The following is a 24,022-nucleotide window of genomic DNA, read 5'->3' on the forward strand; positions in this document are numbered from 1 at the left end:
TAAGATTACGCTTCTTTTAATTGGTGAGCATCTTGGAATGTTGTATCACGCATTGTTGCAAGTGTATATTGATCTTTTGGAATTTCATATAAGTTATATACTTCTTCATTTGCGTTAATTTCATCATAAACGGCTTTTCTTGTTTCATTTGCTAGATTTACATATTGTAGTTTTTCGGCAGCTTTAATAGAACGGATATTTATTTTGCGAATACGCATAAAGATGGTTTCAATATCTAATTCGTAGAAAAGCTCGCTAAAAAATGAATCTTTTGCCAATTTGTTATATCCTTTGCCATGATATGGTTTTCCAAGCCATGTTCCAAGAAACCCAGCTTTTTCTTGCACATCAAATAAAGTAATTGTTCCGATAGGGTTACCCCATTCATCTAAAATTGTGCGTGAAATTAATTCTCCACGCTCTTCGGCTTCAATGGTTTGTTTCGTTAAAAATAAATATTCCTCATAAGAATAAGCCTTTTGACGCACAAAAGGGAAGACAGCTGGATCCACCATTAACTCGTATAGAACGTGGCTGTCGTGTAAGTCGCGTTTTTTCAACATACTAACTCCTCCTCACACGAGGGTAGCATGACGAAAAAGCACCCCACCCTCGAAATTTTTATATCAATCTTTAAAAAATTTCGGGGTGGGAATCGAACCCACTAGAACCAGTTTCTAACGCTGGTGGCGCACCATTTGCCTTCCCCATTCATCAATTTGAAAATGATAATCACGACACAAATTGATTATGGTTTCATTCAGTTTATAATCGTATAATACTTTATCTAGTCAAAAAAATAAACTAGTTTTTTTTATTTTTTTTGTAAATTATTTTTCCGTCAATCATGGTGAGTACAGGCTTGGCTAAATAATGGAAAGGGTGATGAGTCCATAACACGAGATCAGCGTCTTTTCCAACTTCAATACTTCCAATTCTATCCTCTAAACGTAAATTTCGTGCCGGGAGTATGGTGATTCCTTCTAAGGCCGTTTTCTCATCTAATCCTTCCCTTACTGCCATAGCAGCACAAATATTTAAATACTGAATCGGGGTATACGGGTGATCTGTTGTAATCGAAACTTCTATGCCATTTTTTGATAATATATGGTAAGTATCCCATGTTTTATTTTTAAGTTCGATTTTTGAACGTCGTGTAAGAGTTGGACCGACTGAAACTTTTAAATTATGTTTTGAAAGCTCATCGATAATAAAGTGTCCCTCTGTACAATGTTCAATACGTAAATCAAGATTGAATTCTGTTGCAAAACGAAGCGCGGAGCTAATATCGTCTGCGCGGTGAGCATGGATACGTACCGGTATTTCGCGGCGTAATGCTTTTAAAATAGGGAGCATTCGAAAATCAGCTTCATGCCCATAGTGCTGTGCATCATAGAATGATTCGCGAAGTAATCCCATAATGCCCATACGTGTTATGGATTCTTTTGTACCATTACTATGGATCTTTTTAGGGTTTTCTCCAAAGGCAATTTTTAAACCAGCGGGTTCTTGAATAATCATATGATCAATACAAGTTCCAGCAGTTTTTATTACACAAGTAGTACCCCCGATAATATTTTGACTCCCAGGCATAACGTGAACAGTTGTTATTCCGTTTTGTACAGCATCTTGAAATGCAATATCAAAAGGATGAATTCCGTCTAAAGAACGGATATGAGGTGTTGAAACTTCAGATGTTTCATTCGCATCATTACCAGCCCAGCCAGTGCCTTCATCATAGAGACCTAGGTGAGTGTGGACATCAATAAATCCGGGTAAGAGATGAAGCGCCCGAGCATCTATAACTGTCATATCTTGAGTGGGCTGAATAAAAGGTTTAACCTCGGCGATTCGTTCTCCTGTAACGAGTACATCCCCTTGAAACTTTTGGGATGTAATGGGATATACGATGGCTTGTTTGAGCAATATTTTCATAGGTACCTCGTTTCTGCTACTTTGAAATGCCAATGGAATTTAAGACAAAGCAACTGAAAGGTTATTCGTATAGTAATGCTCCGGATCCTAGAAAATGAAAGTTTTGAAGGGGATATAGCCCTGTAAAACTGTATTTTAGAAGTACTACATTGTATGCGAGAGTATATTTTGTAATGCATGGTTTATTGTTGGAAATGTGAATTGATATCCATGTACAATAGCTTTATTTGGTAGTACATGCTGTCCTTCTAATACGAGTACGCTCATCTCGCCAAGTAAAGCTTGAAGTATAAATGAAGGAACGGGTAGCCAATGAGGTTTTCCTGTTATAGAGGCAATAGTTTCTCCGAATGCCTTCATTCTTATTGGTGTGGGAGCTGTAATATTAAGAGGACCAACGATTTCTTTTTTCTGTATAACAAAGTCAATCATGCGAACAACATCCTCTAAATGAATCCATGATACCCATTGGTTTCCAGATCCAATTGTCCCTCCGATATATAATTGATAAGGGAGTAGCATTTTTGAAAAAGCGCCTCCATCTATCCCTAATACGACTCCGAATCTTGCGTAGACAGTCCTTATTCCAAGTGAGTGAGCCTTAGCTGCTTCTTGTTCCCATAAATATACGGTATTCGCTAAAAAGTCATCTCCAGAGGTCGTTTGCTCTTCGGTAAAAGACTCGGTTTCAGATGTTCCGTAGTATCCGATAGCGCTTGCATTAATAAATGTGTGTGGTTTCGTTTCAAGTGCTTGTAACTGTTTAATAAGGCCGTTTGTTGTTTGAATCCTACTGTTTAAAATTGCTTCTTTTTGTTTTTTTGTCCATCGACTATTAATAGATTCTCCAGCTAGATTAATAATTACATCGATAGAGGAGAGGGGAAAAACGTGTGAATCTGGTGTCCATTGTACGTATTGAAGGTTAGGATTTGAAGTTTCGGCTTTCTTTTTTCGAGTAAGAATGTAGACAGTATATCCTTTTTGAATAAAAAAAGTAGAAAGATATTTACCGATAAAACCAGTGCCACCAGAAATGGCAATTTTCATAATCATTTCCTCCTTCTTATATATATTCTTGAAAAGAAAAAATGTTCCTCGACTATGTTAAAATAATAGAGAGGTGAGAGTATGGCTGTCATTACAAAAATAGAAGTGCAAAAACGATCGAAAGAACGATTTAATATTTATATTGATAAAGGTCAAGGTGAAGAATACGGATTTAGTGTGGATCAAGTAATCTTAATGAAACACGGATTACAAAAAGGCTTAGAAATTGATGAAATAGCGTTAGGAAACATTCTGTACAATGAAGAGGTACAAAAAGCATATTTACAAGCAATCTCCTATTTATCCTATCAAATGAGAACAAAACAAGAAATAGAAGATTTTTTACGAAAAAAAGAAGTGGGACAGGCCATCATCTCTGAAGTCGTTTCAAAATTATTACATGACCGATATATTAATGATAAAGAGTACGCTGTTTTATATACGCGAACGCAAAGTAATGTGAGTCGAAAAGGCCCAACTGTTATTAAAAGAGAGCTGTTAAATAAAGGTGTTCAGGATCTAATTATTACGCATAGTTTACAAGAGTATCCGAAGGAGAAGCAAATTGAGAATGCCTTATTTCTTATAGAAAAGAAGAAAAGATCTTATCAAAAACATTCCTTTTTACAAATGAAGCTAAAGTTAGAAGAAATGCTTGTTCGTAAAGGATATTCTAGAGATGTGATTCAAATTTGCCTGGAAGAATTGAAAGACGAAAAAGATGACGAACAGCAACAAGAAGCGTTACACTATCATGGGAATAAATATTATGAGAAATATAAGAAGTATGATGGATGGACATTCGAAAATAAGATGAAACAAGCGTTATATCGAAAAGGATTCTCTATTGATGAGATAGAGATATTTTTGCAAGTGAAACGTGAAGAGGGATGAGGGGAATAATAAGATGAATATGCCAAAACGTTACAGTGAAATGACACAGCATGAGCTTAGGGAAGAAATTGGGGTTTTGAAGGAGCAAGCAATAAAGGCTGAGCAACTTGGAATTGTGAATGAGTTCGATGTATTAATGAGAAAAATGGCAATGGCTCGTGCTTATATGACTGATATAAACAAATTCCATATTGGTGAGACATATGAATTAGTAGAAGAACCTGGTATATTATTTAAAATTACGTATTTAAATGGGGTATTTGCTTGGGGACATAAGCAAAATGATAATGAAGAGATTGGAATACCCATTTCTTTATTGCAAGAAAAATAAAAACCAGAGAGCGAATATCTCTCTGGTTTTCATCTTTGGTAGGCGTTAAAGGAGATAGGAGAACCTAAAATTGGCGTTTTTTACATTCGTTTGCCAATATAATGAGAGACTGGGTCTGTTGCGTCTGTCCGTTAACTTGCGCTTTTGCATGTTTCGGACGAGTCCACGTATGGTTAAATAATTCAGAACGACTATCTAAGCGATCACGGTAGCTCATCTTTATCACCTCGTGTAGGAAGTTAATTTAATTTAATTTGTACTACTCTTCCTGCTGATTTGCAGCACGCATACGTTCTTGTGGGTGCGTGTTAATTGTGCCGTTAGGTCGTTTCGAAGCGAAGCGTGATTTCGCTTTCGGTTGACCTTCGATTTTGCTGTTGTTTTTTGACTCAGACCAAAATTCGGCTTGTTTACCCATTGCGAACGCCCTCCTCATCATCAGTTGATACCTCTTTAAGAAGTATCAATTATAGAATGTGCAAAATAGAAGAAACTATCCTTTAGAAACGAAGGAATAAATAGGTAAAAGGAGATTACAACATGAACGATATTCATGAAACATTAACGAAAGAATTATTAGATAAGAATGACAACCTTTCTTATGCACAAGCTCGTGCATGGGTTGAATTATTGTGGGAGGACTTTCAAACAACTTATGCGAAATCAGGTCGTTATCAAGGGGATGAAATGACTGAACAAGTGGTACGAACTTGGATTAATAATCATGGGGTACGCCTTCATGAAATGCGTACAAATAATCCGAAATATAGCCACTTGATTAATCAAGAAGATCATTTGAAACATTAAAAAAAGCGACTTAAGTCGCTTTTTTTAATGTGGAAGTAATTCCAGTTTTTTTCGAAGTTTTTCTTCACTAAAAATCCACCCTGTATAGGAACTAATAATATTAAAATTTTGATCGAGCTGAACGATTGCGACGAATGGATAATAATCTTTACTTCGATACCGCAAATCAATGAACCGAACCTCATAATAGTTATCATAATCGAAAATATCCCAGCGATATACAGGTGAGAAAGATAAGAAAGCAGATATATTCTCATCTCGTACAGCAGCTTGCATAATGGGAGTATTCGGGAATGGTACACGATTAAATTTATCGTATACAAGAATGTTACCGCGGTGCCATCTTGCGACATAGTAATGCTCAGTTGTAACGATAGCTAAATGGTAATGATAAAATTTATAAGAAGGAGAAATAATTACCTTCTCTACATTTTTGAACCGTTTGTTTACTACACTTTTAATATTTCGATGCATCATAACGCGGCCGATATAGTAAACAATCATTAATATATAAGCTGCTAAAGCGGTATACCCTTTATGGGAACCTACAAGCATACAAGCAATCGCAAGCATGTGAATAAAGAAAATGACAGTATCAAATGTATTAATTATGCCGAGTGCGACCCATTTTTTTGTGAAGGGCCGTAATGCCTGTGTACCGTAGGCATTGAAAATATCGACAAAGACGTGAAGAAAGACGGCGATAAATGACCAAAGTAGTAGATGGAGATATGGAGCATCTGGAAAGAAGATGAAAGAGATGCCACTTATAAGGAACGACCAAAGAATCACTGCAGGAATGGAATGAGTAATCCCGCGATGATTTCTTATATATTTAGCGTTATTACGCAATTTTAAAACTGTATCGATGTCAGGAATGTTGGAACCGGCAATTGTAGCAAGCATAACTGCTTGTGGTCCAATATCACTTTGTGCTATGGCTGGATCTAACGTCGCCAAACTGCCTAGAGTAACGCCCATAACAAGGTGAGTGGCTGTGTCCATAGAAATCCACCTCCGTTTTTTATTAATGTAACTCTTTTTATTCGATATCTCAAGTCCTTTGCCTTCTATTTCCTATGTCGTCTTACTTAAATTTTTTCCTAAAATCTTTATAATAGTACTTATATGCAAAAAAATGAGGGGGATCAAGTTTGACACTTGAAATATTAAATAATTTTAACATAGAGCAGTTTCAAAATGATTTAATTGGTTGGTTTGAAAAAGAGCAACGCGACTTACCGTGGAGAAAAAACAAAGATCCATACCGCGTTTGGGTTTCTGAAATTATGTTACAGCAAACAAGGGTAGAAGCTGTAAAACCATATTACGCAAATTTCATGGGGAAGTTTCCTACACTGGAAGCTTTAGCAAATGCTGATGATGAAGAAGTATTAAAAGCGTGGGAAGGTTTAGGATATTATTCTAGAGCGAGAAATTTACACACGGCTGTAAAAGAGGTAAAAGAAGTATATGGCGGGATAGTACCGAATGATGTAAAGAAAATTGAAAAGTTAAAAGGAGTAGGACCATACACAAAAGGCGCCATTTTAAGTATTGCATATGGTATACCAGAGCCGGCAGTTGATGGGAATGTTATGCGTGTATTATCTCGCATTTTATCGGTGTGGGATGATATCGCAAAACCAAAGACCAGAAAAGTGTTTGAAGAGATTGTGCGTGAAATTATTTCGGTAGAAAACCCATCTTATTTTAATCAAGGTTTGATGGAATTAGGGGCATTGATTTGTATTCCGAAAAATCCATCTTGCTTACTTTGTCCTGTACGTGAGCATTGCCGAGGATATGCCGAGGGTGTTCAAAAGGAATTACCAGTAAAAAGTAAAGCAAAAGCGCCTACAATGGTACCGCTCGTTGCAGGGGTACTTCAAACTGAAGATGGTCGCTATGTAATTAATCAACGTCCAAGTACAGGGTTGTTAGCTAATATGTGGGAATTCCCGAATGTTGAACTTGGCGAAGGGATTCGAAATCAAAAGGAGCAGCTTACAGATTATATGAAAGAAAAATTTGAGCTCTCGGTTTCCATTGATGAATACGCAATGAATGTACAGCATACTTTTACACATCGTACTTGGGATATATTCATATTTTACGGAAAAGTAACCGGTGATATTACTGAAACAGATACATTGAAATTTGTATCAAAAGAAGCATTCGAACAGTTACCTTTTTCGAAATCACATCGTACAATTTATGAAAATTGTGTTGAGAAAATTACAATGCAATAAATGAAAAAACGTGTTCTAGAATTTTGGAACACGTTTTTTTATTGAAAATAATTTTGTACTCTGAGTTTAAAAAATCGCGCTTTTATAATCCGCCCCGTGACTCAATTTCTTTCACAATTTCTTTATAAATTGTTTGTCCTTCCACATTTAGATAAGGCATAATTTGCTGAAATGAATGATGAAAATAAGCTAATTCATCTTCTTTCCATTCATTTTTTGAAATCATCGTTAGTGCAGTCATATCACGGCCATTGTACATATTTTCACCTCCATCATATGTAGTTTGAATGAGTAATAAGAGATATATGCGGAAATTTTTTTAAAGAAAATTACGGATATCTTTTAATTGAATTGGTTACATTATTGATTGTGGAGGTGAGAAAGATGAGTAAAAAACAACAAGGTTATAATAAGGCAACTTCTGGTGCAAGCATTCAAAGTACAAATGCTAACTTCGGTACAGAATTTGCAACTGAAACAAATGTACAAGCAGTAAAACAAGCGAACGCACAATCAGAGGCACAGAAAGCACAAGCTTCTGGTGCTCAAAGTGCAAATGCTACTTATGGTACAGAGTTTGCAACTGAAACAGATGTGCATTCTGTGCAAAAACAAAATGCAAAATCAGCTGCAAAAAATTCACAATCTTCTAGCTCAAATCAGTAATGAAAGAAAAACACTTCTCTAATTCAAGAGAAGTGTTTTCTTTGTGTGCGGGTCATTGTAATGAAAAGAAAGTGAACGACATAACTTCTAATAAGTCAACAAATGTAGTCAAAGGAGAAGGAAGTTACAGATTAGAAATATGTAATAGGAAATATAATTGATGAATAAATCCAAAAGGGGGTAAGTGATGAACGATTTTGATAAGTTGGTAGGGGAGCAATTGGAAACGATGGATGAGTTGTTAAAGTTACAATCACATCTAGAGAAGTATCAGCAAATCGAAATGAGTGAAAGAGATACGTGCGATAAAAAAGAATTACATTTTATTCGCCAAGAAATATATAGAACAGAAGTAGCATTGAAAGTGTTACATGAGAAATTTGAAGAGCAAACGAATAGGGTGATTCAATCTTTTGAAAATGAAAAAATGATTTCAAATTTAGGATAAAATATATTGTTACTTTCAGATGAAAAGTCCTTCTTAACATGGATATAAGGAAGGGCTTTTTCTATTAGCATTTTCTCATTTACAAATGGTTCAGTGAAGACACTAATAGAGATAGGGGATTTAACAATAAACACGTAGTATACTTAGTATAAAAAATGGAGTCTTGTCACTTTAGTTTTAAAATTTTGACAAAAAAGTTATAATAGAAAAAAAGTGAATGCAGTTCAATGGATAGTTGAGTCAATTTAAGAAGGGCATTTGCAGTTGAAAGAAGGGAGCATATATGGGATTTCCCAAAGAAGGAGAAAAAGTACAAATACATAGTTATAAACATAATGGCTCCATTCATAGAATGTGGGAAGAGACAACAATTTTAAAAGGGACACAGAGTCTTGTAATTGGAGCAAATGATCGTACAGTAGTGACAGAATCAGATGGTCGAACATGGGTTACTCGTGAACCGGCAATTTGTTATTTTCATGCAAACTATTGGTTTAATGTGATCGGGATGCTACGAGAAGAGGGCGTATATTATTATTGTAATTTAAGTTCTCCTTTTGCATATGATTCCGAGGCATTAAAGTATATTGATTATGATTTAGATATTAAAGTGTATCCAGATATGACATATACGCTTTTAGATGAAGATGAGTATGAAAAGCATAGTCAAATCATGCAATATCCACCTGTTATTGATACAATTTTAAAACGAAATGTAGCACATTTAACACAGTGGATTCATCAGAGGAAAGGTCCATTTGCACCTGATTTTGTAGATATGTGGTACGAGAGATATTTGATGTACAGAAATTAAAACAAACCTGCAGGGAATTTCCCGGCAGGTTTGTCGTATTAGAGGGGGAATTATGTGCAAGGCATAAAAAGATATTTACAATTTGTTAAACCATATCGATGGCTTATTGCTATTACAATTATTATTGGTCTTGTTAAGTTCGGTATCCCGCTTATTATGCCATGGTTATTAAAGTATATTATTGATGATGTTATTCAGGGCGTGGGCTCACTTCAAGAAAAAACATCCCAATTAATTACTGCAATTGGGATTGCTTTTTTTATTTTTGCAGTATTAAGACCGCCGATAGAATATTATCGTCAATATTTCGCGCAACGTATTGCAAATACAATACTATACGATTTAAGAAAACATATTTTTGGGCACTTGCAAAAGTTGAGTTTACGTTATTACTCGAACACAAAAACAGGAGAAATTATTTCACGTGTCATTCATGATGTAGAACAAACGAAGGACTTTGTTATTACTGGCCTTATGAACGTGTGGTTAGATACTGCGACAATTGTTATTGCTATTACTGTTATGTTTTCTATGAATATAAAATTAACGTTTGTTGCTTTATTAATTTTACCGATTTATGTAGTGGCAGTGAAATATTTTTTTGGACGTCTTCGAAAATTGACGAAAGAACGTTCACAAGCGTTAGCAACTATGCAAGGATATTTGCATGAACGTATTCAAGGGATGCAAGTGACACGTAGTTTTGCGCTAGAAGAGTACGAAGGAAGGCAGTTTGAAAAAAGAAATAATGAGTTTTTAACGAAAGCGTTAACGCACACAAGTTGGACGGCAAGGACATTTTCAGCAGTGAATACGTTAACGGATTTAGGTCCGCTACTTGTAATTGGTTTCGCAGCATATGAAGTGATTCAAGGTCAGTTAACCCTAGGGACTATGGTTGCTTTTGTTGGATATATGGATAGTTTATATAGTCCACTCCGCCGTCTCGTTAATTCTTCAACAACATTAACGCAGTCTTTTGCATCGATGGATCGAGTGTTTGAATTATTGGATGAAAAATACGATATTGTTAATGCACCGAACGCGGTACAAGTTAAAAGGTTAGATGGAGAAATTATATTTGATAATGTTTCTTTCCGTTATAATGCAGAAGAAAAAGAGATATTGCATAACCTGTCATTAGTTATACGGTCAGGTGAGAAGGTGGCGCTTGTAGGAGCGAGTGGGGGAGGAAAGTCATCTCTCGCTAGTTTGATTCCACGTTTCTATGATGTTTCTGAAGGCGCAGTTTATATAGACGGGATAGATGTGAGAAAGTATGTTATGAGGAATTTACGTAGTCATATTGGAATTGTACTGCAAGATAATTTATTATTTAGCGATACAATTGGAGCTAATATTTTATATGGAAATCCGCAAGCTACAGAGGAAGAAGTGATTGCGGCTGCTAAAGCTGCGCAAATTCATGATTTTATTATAGAGTTACCAGATGGTTATGATACCGTTGTTGGAGAACGTGGTGTGAAGTTATCTGGTGGACAAAGGCAACGTGTAGCAATTGCGCGGGTATTTCTAAAGAATCCGTCTTTACTCATATTAGATGAAGCAACTTCTGCTTTAGATTTAGAAAATGAACGTTATATTCAAGAGGCACTTCAAACGTTAGCTGCTGATCGAACAACGATTATAATTGCACATCGATTAGCGACGATTACACATGTCGATACAATTATTTACATTGAAGATGGCGAAATTAAAGAAACAGGTTCTCATGAAGAGTTAATGAAAAGAAGAGGATATTATTATAATTTATATCAGCTTCAGCATATAACAGAAACAGCTCCTTTAGCGTAAAAGGAGCTGTTTTTTTATTCGTCTTCTTTTTTATCGTCAATTTTGAGTTCGGTTTCTGGTTTATGGTATGTGTAGAAGCTATCCACAAGTAAATCTAAATGTTCTACTTCTTCACTATAGTTAATAATTGAAGAAATAAGAGGGAAGAGGTGTAACCATATTTTATATGCTTCCTCATCATCCTTGTTTTGATAATCCATAAAGATATCAATTAATTCTTGTTTAGCTGTTTCAACTTCATCAAGCATTTCAACAGATTGTTGTTTTTTTGCTTTACCAATAAATTTTAATAAAACTTGTTCATGATAATGCGTTAATGAATCAAGTTCGTTTTGAATAGATTCCTGAAACTCTTCTGGCATATAGCGCAGTTCATTTTCAGTACGGTGTAATGACTTTAGCGTACTTAAAGCACGGCTTGTTGTTGCTAGCATTTGTCTGAATAAAACGAGCTTACGAATTTTTGCGAACTGTACCTTTTTCGTGTAGCTTCGTTCTTCTTTATACAGCAAATAGTAATGGTTTAATTTGATCATTTTTTCTTTCATACGATCAATATCAGTTTTTAACGTTGTAAAGTCAGAAGCTTGCCTGCTATTCATTCGAATCCATTTCACAATTTCTTCTGTATTATCAACGATACGGTGATAAAGCTTTGTTTCGTATTTTGGCGGCATAAATACTAAATTTACAAGTGAAGCCGCAATAATTCCCGTCATAATCGTCGCAAATCGAAGTAAGGCAAAACTAAAGAAATCGTCGCCTTGATACTCCATAATGGCGATAACTGTTACTAAAGCGATTGATATTGTGTTTTCTAAACGTAATTGTAGTGTAAGAGCAATTACTAATATACATGTTAATCCAATAATAAAAGGATTATGTCCAAAAGCAGTAGCAAATACGATAGCGAATACCGCACCAATTACGTTTGCTTGAATTTGTTCAAGTGCCGTTAAATACGAACGGTATACAGACGGCTGAACAGCGAAGATAGCTGAGATTCCCGCAAATACCGGACTCGGTAATTGAAGTAAAATACAAGCAAATAAAGCTAATGTGATGGCAATACCCGTTTTTAAAATGCGAGCACCAAGTTTCATACCCTTATTGATATCCTTTCTCTTGTCATAATGAATGTACAACATGATACTATACATTCATTACAATATGTTAGCAAGTGATATTTTAGTGACGTTAAAAAGAAATTAAGTTTCACTTTATAATTTTTCCTAATTCTTTTTAAACATCGATTTTTAGTAAAAAAACCTGCTGAATTTCAGCAGGTTTCAAATTGTTACTATAGATTACTATGAGAAATGCGCTTCGTCAATTTTTTCTTGAAAATGAAAAGAGGGCATATCACTCTGTTGAAATAGATGGATCAGCCTGTTCCTTTTTCGGGATAATTTCAAAAAACTGGTGCTGCATATCATCTAATAATGGTGTTAACAAAGCCACTTCCTCGTGTTGCTCATGCTCATTTAATACACGAATATAGTCTAGCAATAATTCAGTCACATCTTGCACACCATTTTTACTAATTGGTTGTAATGTAACATTTGCCCCTTTTGCGATTCTTCTTCTTAAGGCCTGTTCTGTTAAACCTAAGTTTGAATCATGGCGTAAATAAACAACACCGCCAGTCATGCCAGCACAGATCCATGGACCAGGGTCCCCTAAAACAAGTGCTCGCCCATTTGTCATATATTCAAAAGCGAATCCTTTAATATTAGAGTATGCGCCTATATTTCCGTGCTCTTTTTCACGGAGTGGTTTTGTCATTCTACCTCCAATTATCATGTCTGCTCCAGAAAGACGAATACCAGCGCGGGCGTCGGCGTTACCTTGCACGTATAGTGCTCCTTTTTGTGCGCCATATCCAAATCCTTTGCCGACAGAACCGTTATAATAGCCTCCATCTTTTCCTTTTGCTTTCGTTATATAAATACCACCGCCAAAGGAAGTTTTGCCGATACCATCTTGTGCACCGCCATTTACGTGTATAAATAAATTCTCGCTATTGTAAGCACCTAATCCGTTTCCAGGAACAGAACCATTTGTATACTTTAATGTAAGTGGTTCAAGTTGAGTGTTTTCATATAGTTTACTACGAACACGATAGTAAGATTCTAAACCACCCATAACTCGTTGATCTACGCCAACGCCTACTAATTCTTTTGAGTGCGGAGAATGAACTGGTTCAAACTGATTTTCTTGTACAGATTCTGTTGTTGTAGCAGATGAAATTTCTATTGTTTGCAGCAAATTATATAAGTCTAATAAATCTTCGCCTCGCACTTGTTCTAATAAATCGGACCGCCCGATAATTTCTTGTAAATTTGTATAACCGAGTTGTCCGGTTAACCGTTTCAGTTCAACACCAAAAGTGGTGAATAAATTTAATAAACCAGCCACTGCGCTTTCTAATTCGCGCGGGACGAAGCGGCGTAATCCATGTTCTTTCGCTTGCGCTTCAGATTCAATTTGTGTCGCAATTCCAACATGGCAAGTATCGAGATGACAACCACGGCAAGTTGTGCAGCCGATTGCAATCATTGATAATGTACCAAATCCAATACGGTTTGCTCCAAGGAGCATAATTTTTAATGCATCATTTACACTTCGAATACCACCATCTGCCCAAATTTCTACTTTATGCCTCATATCTGCTTCTAGTAAAGCATTGTGAGCAGCTTTCACACCGATTTCAACAGGAAGACCTACATGTTGCAATGCGTGAATACGTGCAGCACCTGTTCCACCATCAAAGCCGCTAATATTAATAAAGTCTGCACCAGCTTTTGCAATACCGACAGCAATTGTTCCAATGTTGGGAACGACAGGTACTTTTACAGCTACTTTCGCAAGTTGATTAGCCGTTTTAATTTCTGTAATCATTTGAGCTAAATCTTCAATTGAATAAATATCATGGTTGTTAGACGGTGAAATTAAATCTGAACCGATTGTCGCGTTACGTGCTGCAGCAATTTTTGCTGTTACTTTTGAGCCAGGTAAGTGTCCACCTTCACCGGGTTTTGCGCCTTGACCGATTTTTATTTCAATTAAATTTGATGAATTTAGTAGCTCGGCGTTTACTCCAAATCGTCCAGATGCCACTTGTTGCCCGCGTGTATGTGGATATTTACCAATCATATCTTTAATTTCGCCGCCTTCACCGTTCAAACTAATCATATTTAGCTGATCGGCAGCTTCTGCATACGCACGAAAGGCGATTTCATTTTGAGAACCAAATGACATGGAACTAATAATAAATGGTAGGTCATGATTCCGGATACCGATGGACACGTCTTCAGTTGGAACGACCTGTTTTGCTTGTTTTGTTTGAACAAGGTGTCTGATTGCGATCGGATTATTGTCTTCTAATTCACTTAATTTGTCTCGGTAATCATCATAGGGATTTCCCTTTGCAACATCACCAATTGCTTTCCAAATCCGCGGGAATATATGAAATGATTTTCGCATTCTAACTTTTGTATTGTTATAATCATCTGCCCGCATTTTTGCATCTTCAGCAAGTGACTCAAGTGAAAAAGCTAAATCATCTGAACCGAAGAAGTTTGTAATTTGTAATATATTTGCGATTTCTTCATGTAATCCAATAGAGGAGAAGAGGCGACCATAACCGCGTAATTCATGGATACCGATTGTTGAAATCACTTTCTCTAGTCCTTTGTTAAGTGCTGTATACAAATTCGTAATTGGTGTTTTTGTTCCGTCGTTTACAGTTGCGAATAATAAATATGGATTAATACTATCTGCCCCTAATCCGTACAGCGTGACGATATCATGTAAGGAACGAAGGGCACCAGAACGTATAACGAGAGAGCAGTTTCGACGTAATTTATTTTCACTTAATACTTGATGTACTTTAGCAGTAACTAAATGAGGATCAATCCATAACCGTTCATTTTGATGAGCTTTCGCGTCGTCTAATAATAGTAGGGAAGCACCATCATTAACGGCAGCTATCGCTTCAGAACTAATTCGATTTAATGCGTATTGTAAAGTTTCGGATGGACTGAACGTAGCAGAGATTGTTGCGATAGAGCTATGTGTAAGGAACAGTTGTTTAAGTTGTTCGTACGTAATTGTTTGCAATTCCTCTGCAATAGATTGTGCCACACTTCCTTCTAAAATAATTGGTGAAAGCATCTCGACTACAAATGGCTGTTTCGCGCTGCTTGATAAACTTGGGCGTTCTCCAAGCACAGTTCGTGTAGAGAAGTGTTCGACTTCTCGATCACGATCAATTGCTGGATTTGTAACAACGGCTACACTTTCCTTAATGAAATCAGCAATATTTCGTCTATCTATATCGAGTGCGGCAAGCGGTGAGTCATGCCCAAGTGAGCGAATTGGCTCAACTCCCTTTGTTGCCATCTGTTCAAGGAGCTGTATATGCTCCCGATCCCAGCCGAAAGCAGCGTATTGCTTCGTTTCAACTTGAACAGAATCACATAACCCCTGGGTTTCTTTCGTTTCAGGGATAGATAAGTTTAAATGATAATCGGTAACATCAACTCGCTTTTTAAAACGGTTATATACTTCACTTTGGTATTTGTCATATTCGTAAAGAACAAGCTCATCTTGTTCGTTCCATTTAAGGCCGACTTTTTCGCCAGGAGCGAGTGGTTTTGGTTCTGCTACATATTCAGTTGGTGATACAACGCCAGGTTCAGAAGAGAAAATATAAGAGCTCTCTGTCTCTACTTTCCATACTGGTCGTAGTCCAAGGGAATCAACGCTGAAAACAGCTTCATCTTTAAAACGGGAAATGATGCCAGCTGGCCCTTGTGCAAAATGACCCCATGCTTCACGTATATACGTATATAAATCTTGTAAATGTGTTTCATAAAGTTTAATTTCATTAATAATTGGTGGGAATAGTATATCCATCGCTTCAAATAAGCTGTAGTCATATTGAACAAGTAGAGTTTCTAAGGTGCGGTTTAAATCTTGGGAGTCACTTCCCCCAGCAGTAAGTGGTACATCAATCATTTCAGCTTGATCACGTAATTTTGCAATGGTGTTAATTTCACCGTTATGTCCGAGAATGCTAAATGGTTGTACACGAAAAAAATTAGATAACGTATTAGTAGAGTAACGGTTATGTCCTAGTGTCATAGTTGAAGCGATAAGTGGGTGTTGTAAATCATCGTAATAAGCAACGAGTGTATCGCCAGCACCGAGAACTTTATATACAACATGTTCATGACTTAATGAGGCAACATGAATCGCTTCATTCTTCTCTATTTTTATTGTTACAGAAAATAATGTTTGTTCAATATTTGTAACTTCATTTTCTGCGAGAAGGGCAACTTGCCAAAATAAAGGTTCTTCTTGTTTACCAAGTGGACCGAGTGCACCTGAGTTTATTACATCATCACTTTCGAAAAGGATTGCAAAGTTTTCGTTGTTTAGTTGTGTACGAATGTGATTTTTTAAATCCACAATATTTTCTTTTTTATTTAGAAAAAAATGTCCAACGATAAAGTGGGGATGATCCACAATCGTTGGATTATATCCGCTACTTTTTAGTTTTTCAGTCCAAAGTGCTTTTGGTAAATCGATATGAATGCCGATACCATCTCCTTCGCCATTAATGAAACCAGCTCTATGATTCATTTTGACGAGTGATTGTATACAAAGATCGATGTTTTCTTTTGTAGGAATTTTTCTTTTTTCCATAACGGAAACGATTCCACATGCATCATGTTCTGCATTTCTATAATCTCGAAATAAAGACGGTGTCCATGTGTTTTTTTTATTGAGCATCCGTCAATCCCCCCTCTTATGAAAGTTTGAATAATCTTACTATTTAAGGCGTGAGCGGCCTTGTATACAGGGATAGTAAGGATATAAAAGAAAATAAAACAGATAATTATGAATAATTATACTATTAATAAGGGATTTATGAAATAGAAAAAAGGAAAAAAGAAAGGTGGGTTTTCTTTTTTCCTTTTAATGATGGGATTATTTATTGTTTGCTAAGGCAGCAAATGCTCTGCCAACAGCTTCAATTGTATATTCAATATCTTCTTTTGTATGTTCTGTCGTTAAGAACCATGCTTCATATTTAGAAGGAGCTAAATTAATACCTTCTTGAAGCATAAGCTTGAAGAATTTACCGAACATTTCACCATCTGTATCTTGTGCTGCATCGTAATCTTCAATTGTATTTGTTGTGAAGTATACAGTTAAGGCACCTTTTAGACGATTTAATGTAATGTCGATATTATGTTTTGCAGCTTGTTCTAAAATTCCCTTTTCAAGCATTGCGCCAAGCTCATCTAATTTCTCGTATAAGCCTTCTTGCTGAAGAACTTCTAGACAAGCGATACCTGATGCCATAGAAGCAGGATTTCCTGCCATGGTACCAGCTTGGTATGCAGGTCCGAGTGGAGCAACTTGTTCCATGATTTCTTTCTTACCACCGTAAGCACCAATTGGAAGTCCGCCGCCAATAACTTTACCAAGCGCTGTTAAGTCTGGTGTCACACCAAGTAAGTCTTGAGCACCACCGTACATAAAGCGGAAAGCAGTGATAACTTCATCATAAATTACTAATGCGCCGGCTTCGTGAACAAGTTCATTTACTTTTTCAAGGAATCCTGGTTTCGGCTCTACAATGCCGAAGTTTCCAACAATCGGTTCTACAAGGATAGCTGCTACTTCGTGACCCCATTTATCTAATGCTTCTTTTAGAGTTTCTACATTATTAAATGGAACGGTAATAACTTCTTGTGCAATACTTTGTGGCACACCAGCTGAGTCAGGAGTTCCTAGAGTAGAAGGACCAGATCCAGCTGCCACAAGTACTAAATCAGAATGTCCGTGGTAACAACCAGCAAATTTCATAATTTTTGTGCGGCCTGTGTAAGCACGAGCAACACGAATGGTTGTCATTACTGCTTCTGTGCCAGAGTTTACAAAACGAACTTTATCTAATGCAGGCATTGCTTCTTTTAACATTTTTGCAAATTTTACTTCTAATGCTGTTGGTGTTCCGTATAGTACACCGTTTTCAGCAGCTGTTGTAATCGCTTTTGTTATGTGTGGATGAGCATGTCCCGTAATAATAGGACCGTATGCAGCTAAATAATCGATATATTTATTTCCGTCTACATCCCAGAAATAAGCACCTTTACCACGTTCCATAGCAACAGGAGCGCCGCCGCCAACTGCTTTAAAAGAGCGAGAAGGGCTGTTAACACCACCAACGATATGTTCTAAAGCTTCTTTATGTAATGCTTCTGATTTTGTGAATTTCACTACAATTCATCTCCTTACAAAAATCTATGTATTATTCTAACATGTTTTTCGAAAAGACGTATTGTTTGTGATAGGGAGTGCAGTTGGGTAAACTATTCGTTGTGACATTTAGGAAGGGGGTCCGATTATGAAATCGGTAATTGAGGTACAAGGGTTACGTAAAGAGTTTACAGCCTATTCAAGTCGTCCGGGTTTAAAGGGTGCATTTCGCGATTTATTAAATCGTAATTATAAAATAGTACCAGCAGTAAATGATGTGTCTTTTACTGTGAAGCAAGGAGAAATGGTTGGTTATATTGGTGAAAATGGTGCTGGTAAGTCAACAACGATTAAAATGCTTACGGGGATTTTGACTCCGACATCAGGGCAGATCACGGTGAACGGAATGAATCCACATAAACAAAGAGAAGAATTTGTAAGAACAATTGGTGTTGTATTTGGTCAGCGTTCTCAGCTTTGGTGGGACATTGCGGTACAAGAGTCGTTTCGTTTATTAAAGAAAGTGTACGGTGTATCGGACGCGCAGTATAAGGAACATATGGAGCACGTAATTGAAACGTTAGATATTGGTCCTTTATTAGATAAGCCGGTCCGAAAGTTATCTCTTGGACAAAGAATGCGTTGTGAATTAGCGGCAGCATTAATTCATAATCCACCGTTATTATTTTTAGACGAACCAACGATAGGATTAGATGTTCTTGTGAAGTTGAAAATAAGAGAATTTTTAAAGGAAATGAATGAACGTTATAAAACAACGATTTTATTAACAACACATGATATTACGGATATTGAAGCTTTATGTGAACGCGTTATCATGCTGGATGAAGGAAATATTATGTATGACGGTTCTTTAAATAACCTTCGTACACAGTGGGGAGCAGAGAAGGAAATACATTTTCAGTTCGTTTCTCCTGTTTCTTATGAGGCATTAGCAATGGTTATGCCGGATACTAATGTAATTTGGTCTAAGGCGAAAGAAGAAAACGCATGGGTTGCAAAAATCCCAAATGAAGAAGTAATTATTTCAATGCTCATTTCTAAAGTAGTACAAGCTTACCAAATTAAAGACTTGAAAATTAATGAAGTTTCTACAGAGGAAATTATTCGTAACATTTATGAAGAAGGTATTATGCATGGGTAAGTATATTGAAATGATTCGCATTCGTTTTTTAATGATGCTTGCTTATCGTACAAACTATTATAGTGGGATTTTAATTTATACAATTAATATCGGTGCGTATTATTTTTTATGGCAAGCAATTTATAGCGGGAAAGAGAATATTGAAAGTTTATCTATTTCGCAAATGACTACGTATATCGCGATTGCGTGGATGGCACGTGCCTTTTATTTTAATAATATAGATAGGGAAATTGCGATGGAAATTCAAGAAGGACGTGTAGCCGTAGAACTAATTCGTCCATATAACTATTTAGGAATGAAAGTTATGCAAGGTCTTGGTGAAGGGATATTTCGTTTTGCTTTCTTTTCAATTCCAGGTATGGTCATCGTTACGTTATTATTTTCATTACAAATTACAACGAATTTTCAAACGTGGTTATATTTCTTCTTGTCTTTAATATTTAGTTTTATTATTAATACACAAATAAATTTAATGACAGGGATGCTTACATTCTTCTTATTTAATAATAGTGGGATTATGTATGCAAAACGTGTTGTTATTGATTTGTTTTCAGGTTTATTATTACCGATTAGTTTTTATCCGTTATGGGCTCAAAAAGCAATGATGTTTTTACCGTTTCAAGCAATTAGTTATATTCCAAGTATGATTTTCTCTGAAGGTATACAAGGGAGTAAGTTATATGAAGCTTTATTATTTCAAGTGATGTGGGCGATTATACTTATTATTCCAATTGTACTGATGTGGAAAACGGCGAGAAAACGTCTAATTGTACAAGGGGGATAACGAGATGCTATATATAAAATTATTTTTGCAATATGCAAGCCAATATATAAAAACAAAATTAGAGTACCGGGGCGATTTTATCGTCGGATTACTTTCGGATTTATCACTACAAGCGGTTAATTTAATCTTCATTCTCGTTGTGTTTGGGCATACACAAGCATTAAAGGGATGGAGCCGAGAAGAAGTAATCTTTATTTATGGTTTCTTTTTAGTACCGTTTGCCATTTTTTCAGCCTTTTTTAACATATGGGACTTTAATGATCGTTACATCATTAAAGGGGAAATGGATCGTGTACTAACGAGACCAATTCATAGTTTATTTCAAATTATATTAGAAAGAATGGAACTTGAATCTTTAATTGGAGCGATTACGGGAATTATTGTGATGGGGTATGCAGCGATAGAACTGCAATTATCTTTTTATTGGTACGATTTTTTCTTATTTCTACTCATGGTAGGGGGAGGGGCGCTTGTGTACGGCGGGATATTTGTTACACTTGCGAGCCTTGGCTTTTGGTCAGATGCGAAAAGTTCGATTATGCCACTTATGTATAACATAGGGAATTATGGGCGCTATCCTATTGACATTTATAATCGTGTTATTCGTTTTATTTTAACGTTTGTTTTACCGTTTGCGTTTGTTGGGGTATATCCAGCAGCGTACTTTTTAAGAAAAACAGAGTGGAATAGCTATGCATTCGCAACACCAATTGTTGGTGTTATCTGTTTTACTATTGCAATTACCCTCTGGAATCAAGGGGTAAAGCGATATCGTGGTGCGGGAAACTAATTATAGAAGCTTGTTCGTTTCTAAGGGATAAATTAGCTATCCACCTCATACATATAAAATGAGGTGGAGGACATGTTATGGGGATTTATTCTATTAATTGCAGCAATCGCTATTTTGAGAAGTGTCCAATTATTATGGAGTTCCTATTCAGATTCAACACGTTTCTTTTCGCTGTATAATTTGGCCACATTATTTTTGATTTATACAACAGTACTGATTGCGTTTGGATTAAGTTATGTTGTATTAGAGGAAATGGGTTTTACAGTTTTGAAAGAAGATGGTGAAAGGTTGACTGCCCATTCTTTTCAACTTGTTGAAATTTGTTTATATTTTAGCGCAGTCACTTTATTGTCCGTTGGATATGGTGATATAGCTCCGATTGGAATCGGAAGATGGATTGCAATTGGAGAAGCGCTAATTGGATATACACTACCGTTTGCGTTTGTGATGAGGTCTGTAATAGACAATGAAAAATAAGGCTGCATTTGTTATAGTAAAGGAAAAGAGAAGGAGTGATAACAATGATTACAGTAGGAGAAATGGCACCAGAATTCACATTAGAGGGAAGTAATGGAGAACAAGTTCGTTTAGCTGACTTTCACGGTAAAAATGTAGTTCTATACTTTTATCCGAAAGATATGACTCCAGGATGTACAACTGAAGCATGTGATTTTCGTGATGCATATGGATTATTTCAAGAGAAAGATACGGTTATCCTTGGAGTAAGCCCTGATTCAGCAAATAGACATTTGAAATTCATTGAGAAGCATGAACTTCCATTTACACTTTTAGTAGATGAAGATCATAAAGTAGCAGAATTGTACGATGTTTGGAAGTTGAAAAAGAACTTCGGAAAAGAGTACATGGGAATTGAGCGTTCTACATTCCTTATTAATAAAGACGGCGAACTTGTAAGAGAGTGGCGTAAAGTGAAAGTGAAGGGACATATTGAGGATGTTCTTTCTTATATAAAGTAAATCTATAGGGGAGATAAAATATGTGGAATTAAGGCAAGTGTCTATACATATTTTATCGTGTTACATAAAGTGAGAGTGTAGGGCATACCTCCTCAGATGATAGTATTCCAAGTGCGATTATATCGCACTTTTTTCTATGTAAATATACGGAGAAAGGGGAAAGATACATAAGAACAAGTCCTGAATATAAAAATAAACCACATAGTTATAGTAGAAATATTGACGATTTATAAGAAAAGGAGTACACTCTTTATAAGAATTATAAAATAATAATCCGTATAGAATCGGGGTGCATGACGGTGGTCAAAGAAGAATTAAAAGAAGCGCTAGAAATGCTGAAAAATACGGGTGTACGCATTACTCCACAGCGTCATGCTATTTTAGAGTACCTTGTGGAATCTATGACGCACCCAACAGCGGATGACATTTATAAAGCATTAGAAGGTAAGTTTCCAAATATGAGTGTTGCAACTGTCTATAATAACTTACGTGTATTTAAAGAAGTTGGACTTGTAAAGGAATTAACTTATGGAGACGCTTCAAGTAGATTTGATTATGTTACAAGTCAACATTATCATGTGATTTGCGAAAAATGTGGTAAGATTGTTGATTTTCCTTATGGAGGATTGGAACAGCTTGAAGAAGAAGCTGCGAAAACGACAGGCTTCGTTATTAATAGTCATCGCTTAGAAATTTATGGCGTTTGTCCAGAGTGTCATAAGGCGTAATATATAATAAAGAAAGAGGTNNACCTCTTTCTTTATTATATAAGGAGAGCGTCAGGTTGATACGGATTTACAGCGTTAAGCTAGTAAGAGGATTAGATAAAAATGTGTCGAATTTACTTTGTATTGGTGAAAATGAAGTATTGGAGGATACATTTTGAAGAAATATGAGATCAAAAATAACATTCCAACATTAGAAGAATACAAATATTTATGTGACTCTGTGGGGTGGACTGATTATATGAATTTTGAAGTGGCGGAAACATCACTTCAAAATTCTATTTACTGCATCACAGTCAATGATAATAATCGAATTGTGGGTATGGGAAGAATTGTTGGTGATGGGGCTATCTATTTCTATATTCAAGATATAGTGGTTCATCCAGATTATCAAAAGAATGGTATTGGGAAGGAAATAATGAATACTTTGGTTGAATATTTAAATCAGAATGCACCAGATAAAGCGTTTATTGGTTTGTTTGCATCAGAAGGTAAAACATCATTCTATGAAAAATATGATTTTAAAGACTACTCGCCCAACATGACGGGGATGTTTACTGTAATTTCGAAAAAATAGACATAATAAATTTCAGAAGAAGGCAGTAATCAAAAAGAAGCGATTTCTTGGTTAAGAAATCGCTTCTTTAAGGATTTAAGTATTCATATTCCTCAATATACTTCTATAGACCTATGATTTATAGCTCTTCTTATTATATTTCTCATCAAATTCTTTTCCTTCTAGATTTCGATCGAGTGTTAAAGGTTGATTGCAATGCATACACGCGTCGACACGGCCGAGCATTTTTGTTGGTTTATCGCAGCTTGGACAAATAATTTGTACAGTCTTTGTAGATAACATACCAATCCAAAAGTAAACGACAGTACTAGCAATAACAGCTAAAAAACCAACCATCATAAATGTAGTCATAATAATAATGTTGTCCCGGAAAAAGACTCCTAAGTATGCAATGAAGAGGCCGATAAATACTAAACTTAATGCAAAGGTCCGGATTTTATTGATTTTGTTTGAATACTTAATGCTCATTCTCACCACTCTCCTATAACAACAATAATAACACAAAATTTAGAATTTTCACTCGTTCGCAAATGTGATAAAGCGATAAGATATGAAATGTGGAGTATGATGAAGAATGACTGGAGGCTATAATGGTTTTTAGAACATGTTTTTAAAGTTTTAACGGGATGTGAAATTTTTTTGTGAAAAGTATTGACCCGATATACACTGCATGATATATTAATAACCGTCGCTGATGCACAAACGCAGAAAACGACAAAA

Annotated in this window: 26 protein-coding genes; 15 read left to right on the forward strand and 11 right to left on the reverse strand. The window is 36.0% G+C overall.

The window, feature by feature from the left end:
- Window positions 1–5: 5 nt before the first annotated feature.
- The 3 genes from COI75_RS20905 to COI75_RS20915 form a co-directional block, all read right to left on the reverse strand.
- A complete protein-coding gene (locus COI75_RS20905; RefSeq protein ID WP_000914737.1) occupies window positions 6–563 on the reverse strand; it encodes a GNAT family N-acetyltransferase in 558 nt (185 codons plus the stop codon).
- 241 nt (window positions 564–804) lie between these two features.
- Window positions 805–1,935, reverse strand: a complete 1,131-nt coding sequence (locus COI75_RS20910; RefSeq protein ID WP_000698311.1) for an amidohydrolase — start codon at window positions 1,933–1,935, stop codon at window positions 805–807.
- Between the two features lie 144 nt (window positions 1,936–2,079).
- Window positions 2,080–2,985: a TIGR01777 family oxidoreductase gene (locus COI75_RS20915; RefSeq protein WP_000684398.1), complete on the reverse strand. Its 906-nt coding sequence runs from the start codon at window positions 2,983–2,985 to the stop codon at window positions 2,080–2,082.
- Window positions 2,986–3,066: 81 nt separating this feature from the next.
- Here COI75_RS20915 and recX point away from each other — a divergent pair, with 81 nt between their 5' ends.
- On the forward strand, window positions 3,067–3,879 hold the full coding sequence (gene recX / locus COI75_RS20920) for a recombination regulator RecX (RefSeq protein WP_000268507.1): 813 nt from the start codon (window positions 3,067–3,069) through the stop codon (window positions 3,877–3,879).
- Between the two features lie 13 nt (window positions 3,880–3,892).
- On the forward strand, window positions 3,893–4,210 hold the full coding sequence (locus COI75_RS20925; protein ID WP_001057039.1) for a YfhH family protein: 318 nt from the start codon (window positions 3,893–3,895) through the stop codon (window positions 4,208–4,210).
- Window positions 4,211–4,274: 64 nt separating this feature from the next.
- Here COI75_RS20925 and COI75_RS20930 read toward each other — a convergent pair whose 3' ends face one another.
- Both COI75_RS20930 and COI75_RS20935 read right to left on the reverse strand, forming a co-directional pair.
- A complete protein-coding gene (locus COI75_RS20930; RefSeq protein ID WP_000122093.1) occupies window positions 4,275–4,427 on the reverse strand; it encodes a YpzG family protein in 153 nt (50 codons plus the stop codon).
- Window positions 4,428–4,469: 42 nt separating this feature from the next.
- A complete protein-coding gene (locus tag COI75_RS20935; protein ID WP_000517893.1) occupies window positions 4,470–4,628 on the reverse strand; it encodes a small, acid-soluble spore protein K in 159 nt (52 codons plus the stop codon).
- A 122-nt stretch (window positions 4,629–4,750) separates the two neighbouring features.
- Here COI75_RS20935 and COI75_RS20940 point away from each other — a divergent pair, with 122 nt between their 5' ends.
- Complete coding sequence (locus tag COI75_RS20940) at window positions 4,751–5,017, forward strand: YfhJ family protein (protein WP_000997858.1); 267 nt, start codon at window positions 4,751–4,753, stop codon at window positions 5,015–5,017.
- A gap of 24 nt (window positions 5,018–5,041) precedes the next feature.
- Here COI75_RS20940 and COI75_RS20945 read toward each other — a convergent pair whose 3' ends face one another.
- The gene (locus tag COI75_RS20945) at window positions 5,042–6,022 is read right to left on the reverse strand and encodes a metal-dependent hydrolase (RefSeq protein WP_000379137.1); all 981 of its coding nucleotides are present in this window, start codon (window positions 6,020–6,022) and stop codon (window positions 5,042–5,044) included.
- 149 nt (window positions 6,023–6,171) lie between these two features.
- On the opposite strand from COI75_RS20945, the gene mutY reads away from it, so the two are divergent.
- Entirely contained in the window at window positions 6,172–7,269 is a 1,098-nt protein-coding gene (mutY, locus tag COI75_RS20950; protein WP_000171413.1) for an A/G-specific adenine glycosylase, read from the forward strand.
- 82 nt (window positions 7,270–7,351) lie between these two features.
- Here the strand turns inward: mutY and COI75_RS27005 are convergent, their stop codons facing one another.
- On the reverse strand, window positions 7,352–7,528 hold the full coding sequence (locus tag COI75_RS27005) for a hypothetical protein (RefSeq protein WP_000282314.1): 177 nt from the start codon (window positions 7,526–7,528) through the stop codon (window positions 7,352–7,354).
- 125 nt (window positions 7,529–7,653) lie between these two features.
- On the opposite strand from COI75_RS27005, the gene COI75_RS20955 reads away from it, so the two are divergent.
- From COI75_RS20955 to COI75_RS20970, 4 genes are all read left to right on the forward strand, one after another.
- Complete coding sequence (locus tag COI75_RS20955) at window positions 7,654–7,935, forward strand: gamma-type small acid-soluble spore protein (protein ID WP_000039029.1); 282 nt, start codon at window positions 7,654–7,656, stop codon at window positions 7,933–7,935.
- A 187-nt stretch (window positions 7,936–8,122) separates the two neighbouring features.
- On the forward strand, window positions 8,123–8,383 hold the full coding sequence (locus COI75_RS20960) for a YgaB family protein (protein WP_000997590.1): 261 nt from the start codon (window positions 8,123–8,125) through the stop codon (window positions 8,381–8,383).
- 283 nt (window positions 8,384–8,666) lie between these two features.
- Window positions 8,667–9,197: a nucleoside tri-diphosphate phosphatase gene (ntdP, locus tag COI75_RS20965; RefSeq protein ID WP_000506630.1), complete on the forward strand. Its 531-nt coding sequence runs from the start codon at window positions 8,667–8,669 to the stop codon at window positions 9,195–9,197.
- A 54-nt stretch (window positions 9,198–9,251) separates the two neighbouring features.
- The gene (locus COI75_RS20970; RefSeq protein ID WP_098448617.1) at window positions 9,252–11,012 is read left to right on the forward strand and encodes an ABC transporter ATP-binding protein; all 1,761 of its coding nucleotides are present in this window, start codon (window positions 9,252–9,254) and stop codon (window positions 11,010–11,012) included.
- A 14-nt stretch (window positions 11,013–11,026) separates the two neighbouring features.
- On the opposite strand, the gene COI75_RS20975 is transcribed toward COI75_RS20970, so the two are convergent.
- The 3 genes from COI75_RS20975 to hemL form a co-directional block, all read right to left on the reverse strand.
- A complete protein-coding gene (locus COI75_RS20975; protein ID WP_000765793.1) occupies window positions 11,027–12,115 on the reverse strand; it encodes an aromatic acid exporter family protein in 1,089 nt (362 codons plus the stop codon).
- A gap of 259 nt (window positions 12,116–12,374) precedes the next feature.
- Window positions 12,375–16,811 (reverse strand): glutamate synthase-related protein, encoded by a 4,437-nt coding sequence (locus tag COI75_RS20980; protein ID WP_098448618.1) that lies wholly within the window; start codon window positions 16,809–16,811, stop codon window positions 12,375–12,377.
- Window positions 16,812–17,009: 198 nt separating this feature from the next.
- On the reverse strand, window positions 17,010–18,308 hold the full coding sequence (gene hemL, locus COI75_RS20985) for a glutamate-1-semialdehyde-2,1-aminomutase (RefSeq protein ID WP_000673240.1): 1,299 nt from the start codon (window positions 18,306–18,308) through the stop codon (window positions 17,010–17,012).
- A 127-nt stretch (window positions 18,309–18,435) separates the two neighbouring features.
- Between hemL and COI75_RS20990 the strand changes: the two genes are divergently transcribed.
- The 7 genes from COI75_RS20990 to COI75_RS21020 all read left to right on the forward strand — a co-directional run bounded on the left by COI75_RS20990 (window position 18,436) and on the right by COI75_RS21020 (window position 23,302).
- Window positions 18,436–19,449, forward strand: coding sequence for an ABC transporter ATP-binding protein (locus COI75_RS20990; RefSeq protein ID WP_000843657.1), 1,014 nt, complete (start codon window positions 18,436–18,438; stop codon window positions 19,447–19,449).
- A complete protein-coding gene (locus COI75_RS20995; protein ID WP_000521518.1) occupies window positions 19,442–20,233 on the forward strand; it encodes an ABC transporter permease in 792 nt (263 codons plus the stop codon). The genes COI75_RS20990 and COI75_RS20995 overlap by 8 nt, the downstream gene beginning before the upstream one ends.
- Window positions 20,234–20,237: 4 nt before the next feature.
- Entirely contained in the window at window positions 20,238–21,023 is a 786-nt protein-coding gene (locus tag COI75_RS21000; protein WP_000965745.1) for an ABC transporter permease, read from the forward strand.
- Window positions 21,024–21,095: 72 nt separating this feature from the next.
- Window positions 21,096–21,500 (forward strand): potassium channel family protein, encoded by a 405-nt coding sequence (locus COI75_RS21005; RefSeq protein WP_000964352.1) that lies wholly within the window; start codon window positions 21,096–21,098, stop codon window positions 21,498–21,500.
- Window positions 21,501–21,544: 44 nt separating this feature from the next.
- Window positions 21,545–22,000, forward strand: coding sequence for a thioredoxin-dependent thiol peroxidase (gene bcp, locus COI75_RS21010; RefSeq protein WP_000633713.1), 456 nt, complete (start codon window positions 21,545–21,547; stop codon window positions 21,998–22,000).
- Between the two features lie 299 nt (window positions 22,001–22,299).
- Window positions 22,300–22,728 (forward strand): peroxide-responsive transcriptional repressor PerR, encoded by a 429-nt coding sequence (gene perR, locus COI75_RS21015; RefSeq protein WP_000237831.1) that lies wholly within the window; start codon window positions 22,300–22,302, stop codon window positions 22,726–22,728.
- Between the two features lie 154 nt (window positions 22,729–22,882).
- Window positions 22,883–23,302 carry a GNAT family N-acetyltransferase gene (locus COI75_RS21020; protein WP_000759733.1) on the forward strand — a complete coding sequence of 140 codons (420 nt, stop codon included), beginning with the start codon at window positions 22,883–22,885 and terminating at the stop codon, window positions 23,300–23,302.
- A 111-nt stretch (window positions 23,303–23,413) separates the two neighbouring features.
- On the opposite strand, the gene COI75_RS21025 is transcribed toward COI75_RS21020, so the two are convergent.
- Window positions 23,414–23,770 carry a YgzB family protein gene (locus COI75_RS21025; RefSeq protein ID WP_000025053.1) on the reverse strand — a complete coding sequence of 119 codons (357 nt, stop codon included), beginning with the start codon at window positions 23,768–23,770 and terminating at the stop codon, window positions 23,414–23,416.
- Window positions 23,771–24,022: the final 252 nt, after the last annotated feature.

Origin of the sequence: Bacillus cereus (assembly GCF_002564555.1) — a bacterium.
Classification (GTDB): Bacteria; Bacillota; Bacilli; order Bacillales; family Bacillaceae_G; genus Bacillus_A; species Bacillus_A cereus_K.

Excerpts from the sequence above, each read along its gene's own strand:
- COI75_RS20905 (WP_000914737.1), bottom strand. The coding sequence starts at position 563 with ATGTTGAAAAAACGCGACTTACACGACAGCCACGTTCTATACGAGTTA.
- COI75_RS20910 (WP_000698311.1), bottom strand. The coding sequence starts at position 1,935 with ATGAAAATATTGCTCAAACAAGCCATCGTATATCCCATTACATCCCAA.
- COI75_RS20915 (WP_000684398.1), bottom strand. The coding sequence starts at position 2,985 with ATGAAAATTGCCATTTCTGGTGGCACTGGTTTTATCGGTAAATATCTT.
- recX (WP_000268507.1), top strand. The coding sequence starts at position 3,067 with ATGGCTGTCATTACAAAAATAGAAGTGCAAAAACGATCGAAAGAACGA.
- COI75_RS20925 (WP_001057039.1), top strand. The coding sequence starts at position 3,893 with ATGAATATGCCAAAACGTTACAGTGAAATGACACAGCATGAGCTTAGG.
- COI75_RS20930 (WP_000122093.1), bottom strand. The coding sequence starts at position 4,427 with ATGAGCTACCGTGATCGCTTAGATAGTCGTTCTGAATTATTTAACCAT.
- COI75_RS20935 (WP_000517893.1), bottom strand. The coding sequence starts at position 4,628 with ATGGGTAAACAAGCCGAATTTTGGTCTGAGTCAAAAAACAACAGCAAA.
- COI75_RS20940 (WP_000997858.1), top strand. The coding sequence starts at position 4,751 with ATGAACGATATTCATGAAACATTAACGAAAGAATTATTAGATAAGAAT.
- COI75_RS20945 (WP_000379137.1), bottom strand. The coding sequence starts at position 6,022 with ATGGACACAGCCACTCACCTTGTTATGGGCGTTACTCTAGGCAGTTTG.
- COI75_RS27005 (WP_000282314.1), bottom strand. The coding sequence starts at position 7,528 with ATGTACAATGGCCGTGATATGACTGCACTAACGATGATTTCAAAAAAT.
- COI75_RS20955 (WP_000039029.1), top strand. The coding sequence starts at position 7,654 with ATGAGTAAAAAACAACAAGGTTATAATAAGGCAACTTCTGGTGCAAGC.
- COI75_RS20960 (WP_000997590.1), top strand. The coding sequence starts at position 8,123 with ATGAACGATTTTGATAAGTTGGTAGGGGAGCAATTGGAAACGATGGAT.
- ntdP (WP_000506630.1), top strand. The coding sequence starts at position 8,667 with ATGGGATTTCCCAAAGAAGGAGAAAAAGTACAAATACATAGTTATAAA.
- COI75_RS20975 (WP_000765793.1), bottom strand. The coding sequence starts at position 12,115 with ATGAAACTTGGTGCTCGCATTTTAAAAACGGGTATTGCCATCACATTA.
- COI75_RS20980 (WP_098448618.1), bottom strand. The coding sequence starts at position 16,811 with ATGCTCAATAAAAAAAACACATGGACACCGTCTTTATTTCGAGATTAT.
- COI75_RS20990 (WP_000843657.1), top strand. The coding sequence starts at position 18,436 with ATGAAATCGGTAATTGAGGTACAAGGGTTACGTAAAGAGTTTACAGCC.
- COI75_RS20995 (WP_000521518.1), top strand. The coding sequence starts at position 19,442 with ATGGGTAAGTATATTGAAATGATTCGCATTCGTTTTTTAATGATGCTT.
- COI75_RS21000 (WP_000965745.1), top strand. The coding sequence starts at position 20,238 with ATGCTATATATAAAATTATTTTTGCAATATGCAAGCCAATATATAAAA.
- COI75_RS21005 (WP_000964352.1), top strand. The coding sequence starts at position 21,096 with ATGTTATGGGGATTTATTCTATTAATTGCAGCAATCGCTATTTTGAGA.
- bcp (WP_000633713.1), top strand. The coding sequence starts at position 21,545 with ATGATTACAGTAGGAGAAATGGCACCAGAATTCACATTAGAGGGAAGT.
- COI75_RS21025 (WP_000025053.1), bottom strand. The coding sequence starts at position 23,770 with ATGAGCATTAAGTATTCAAACAAAATCAATAAAATCCGGACCTTTGCA.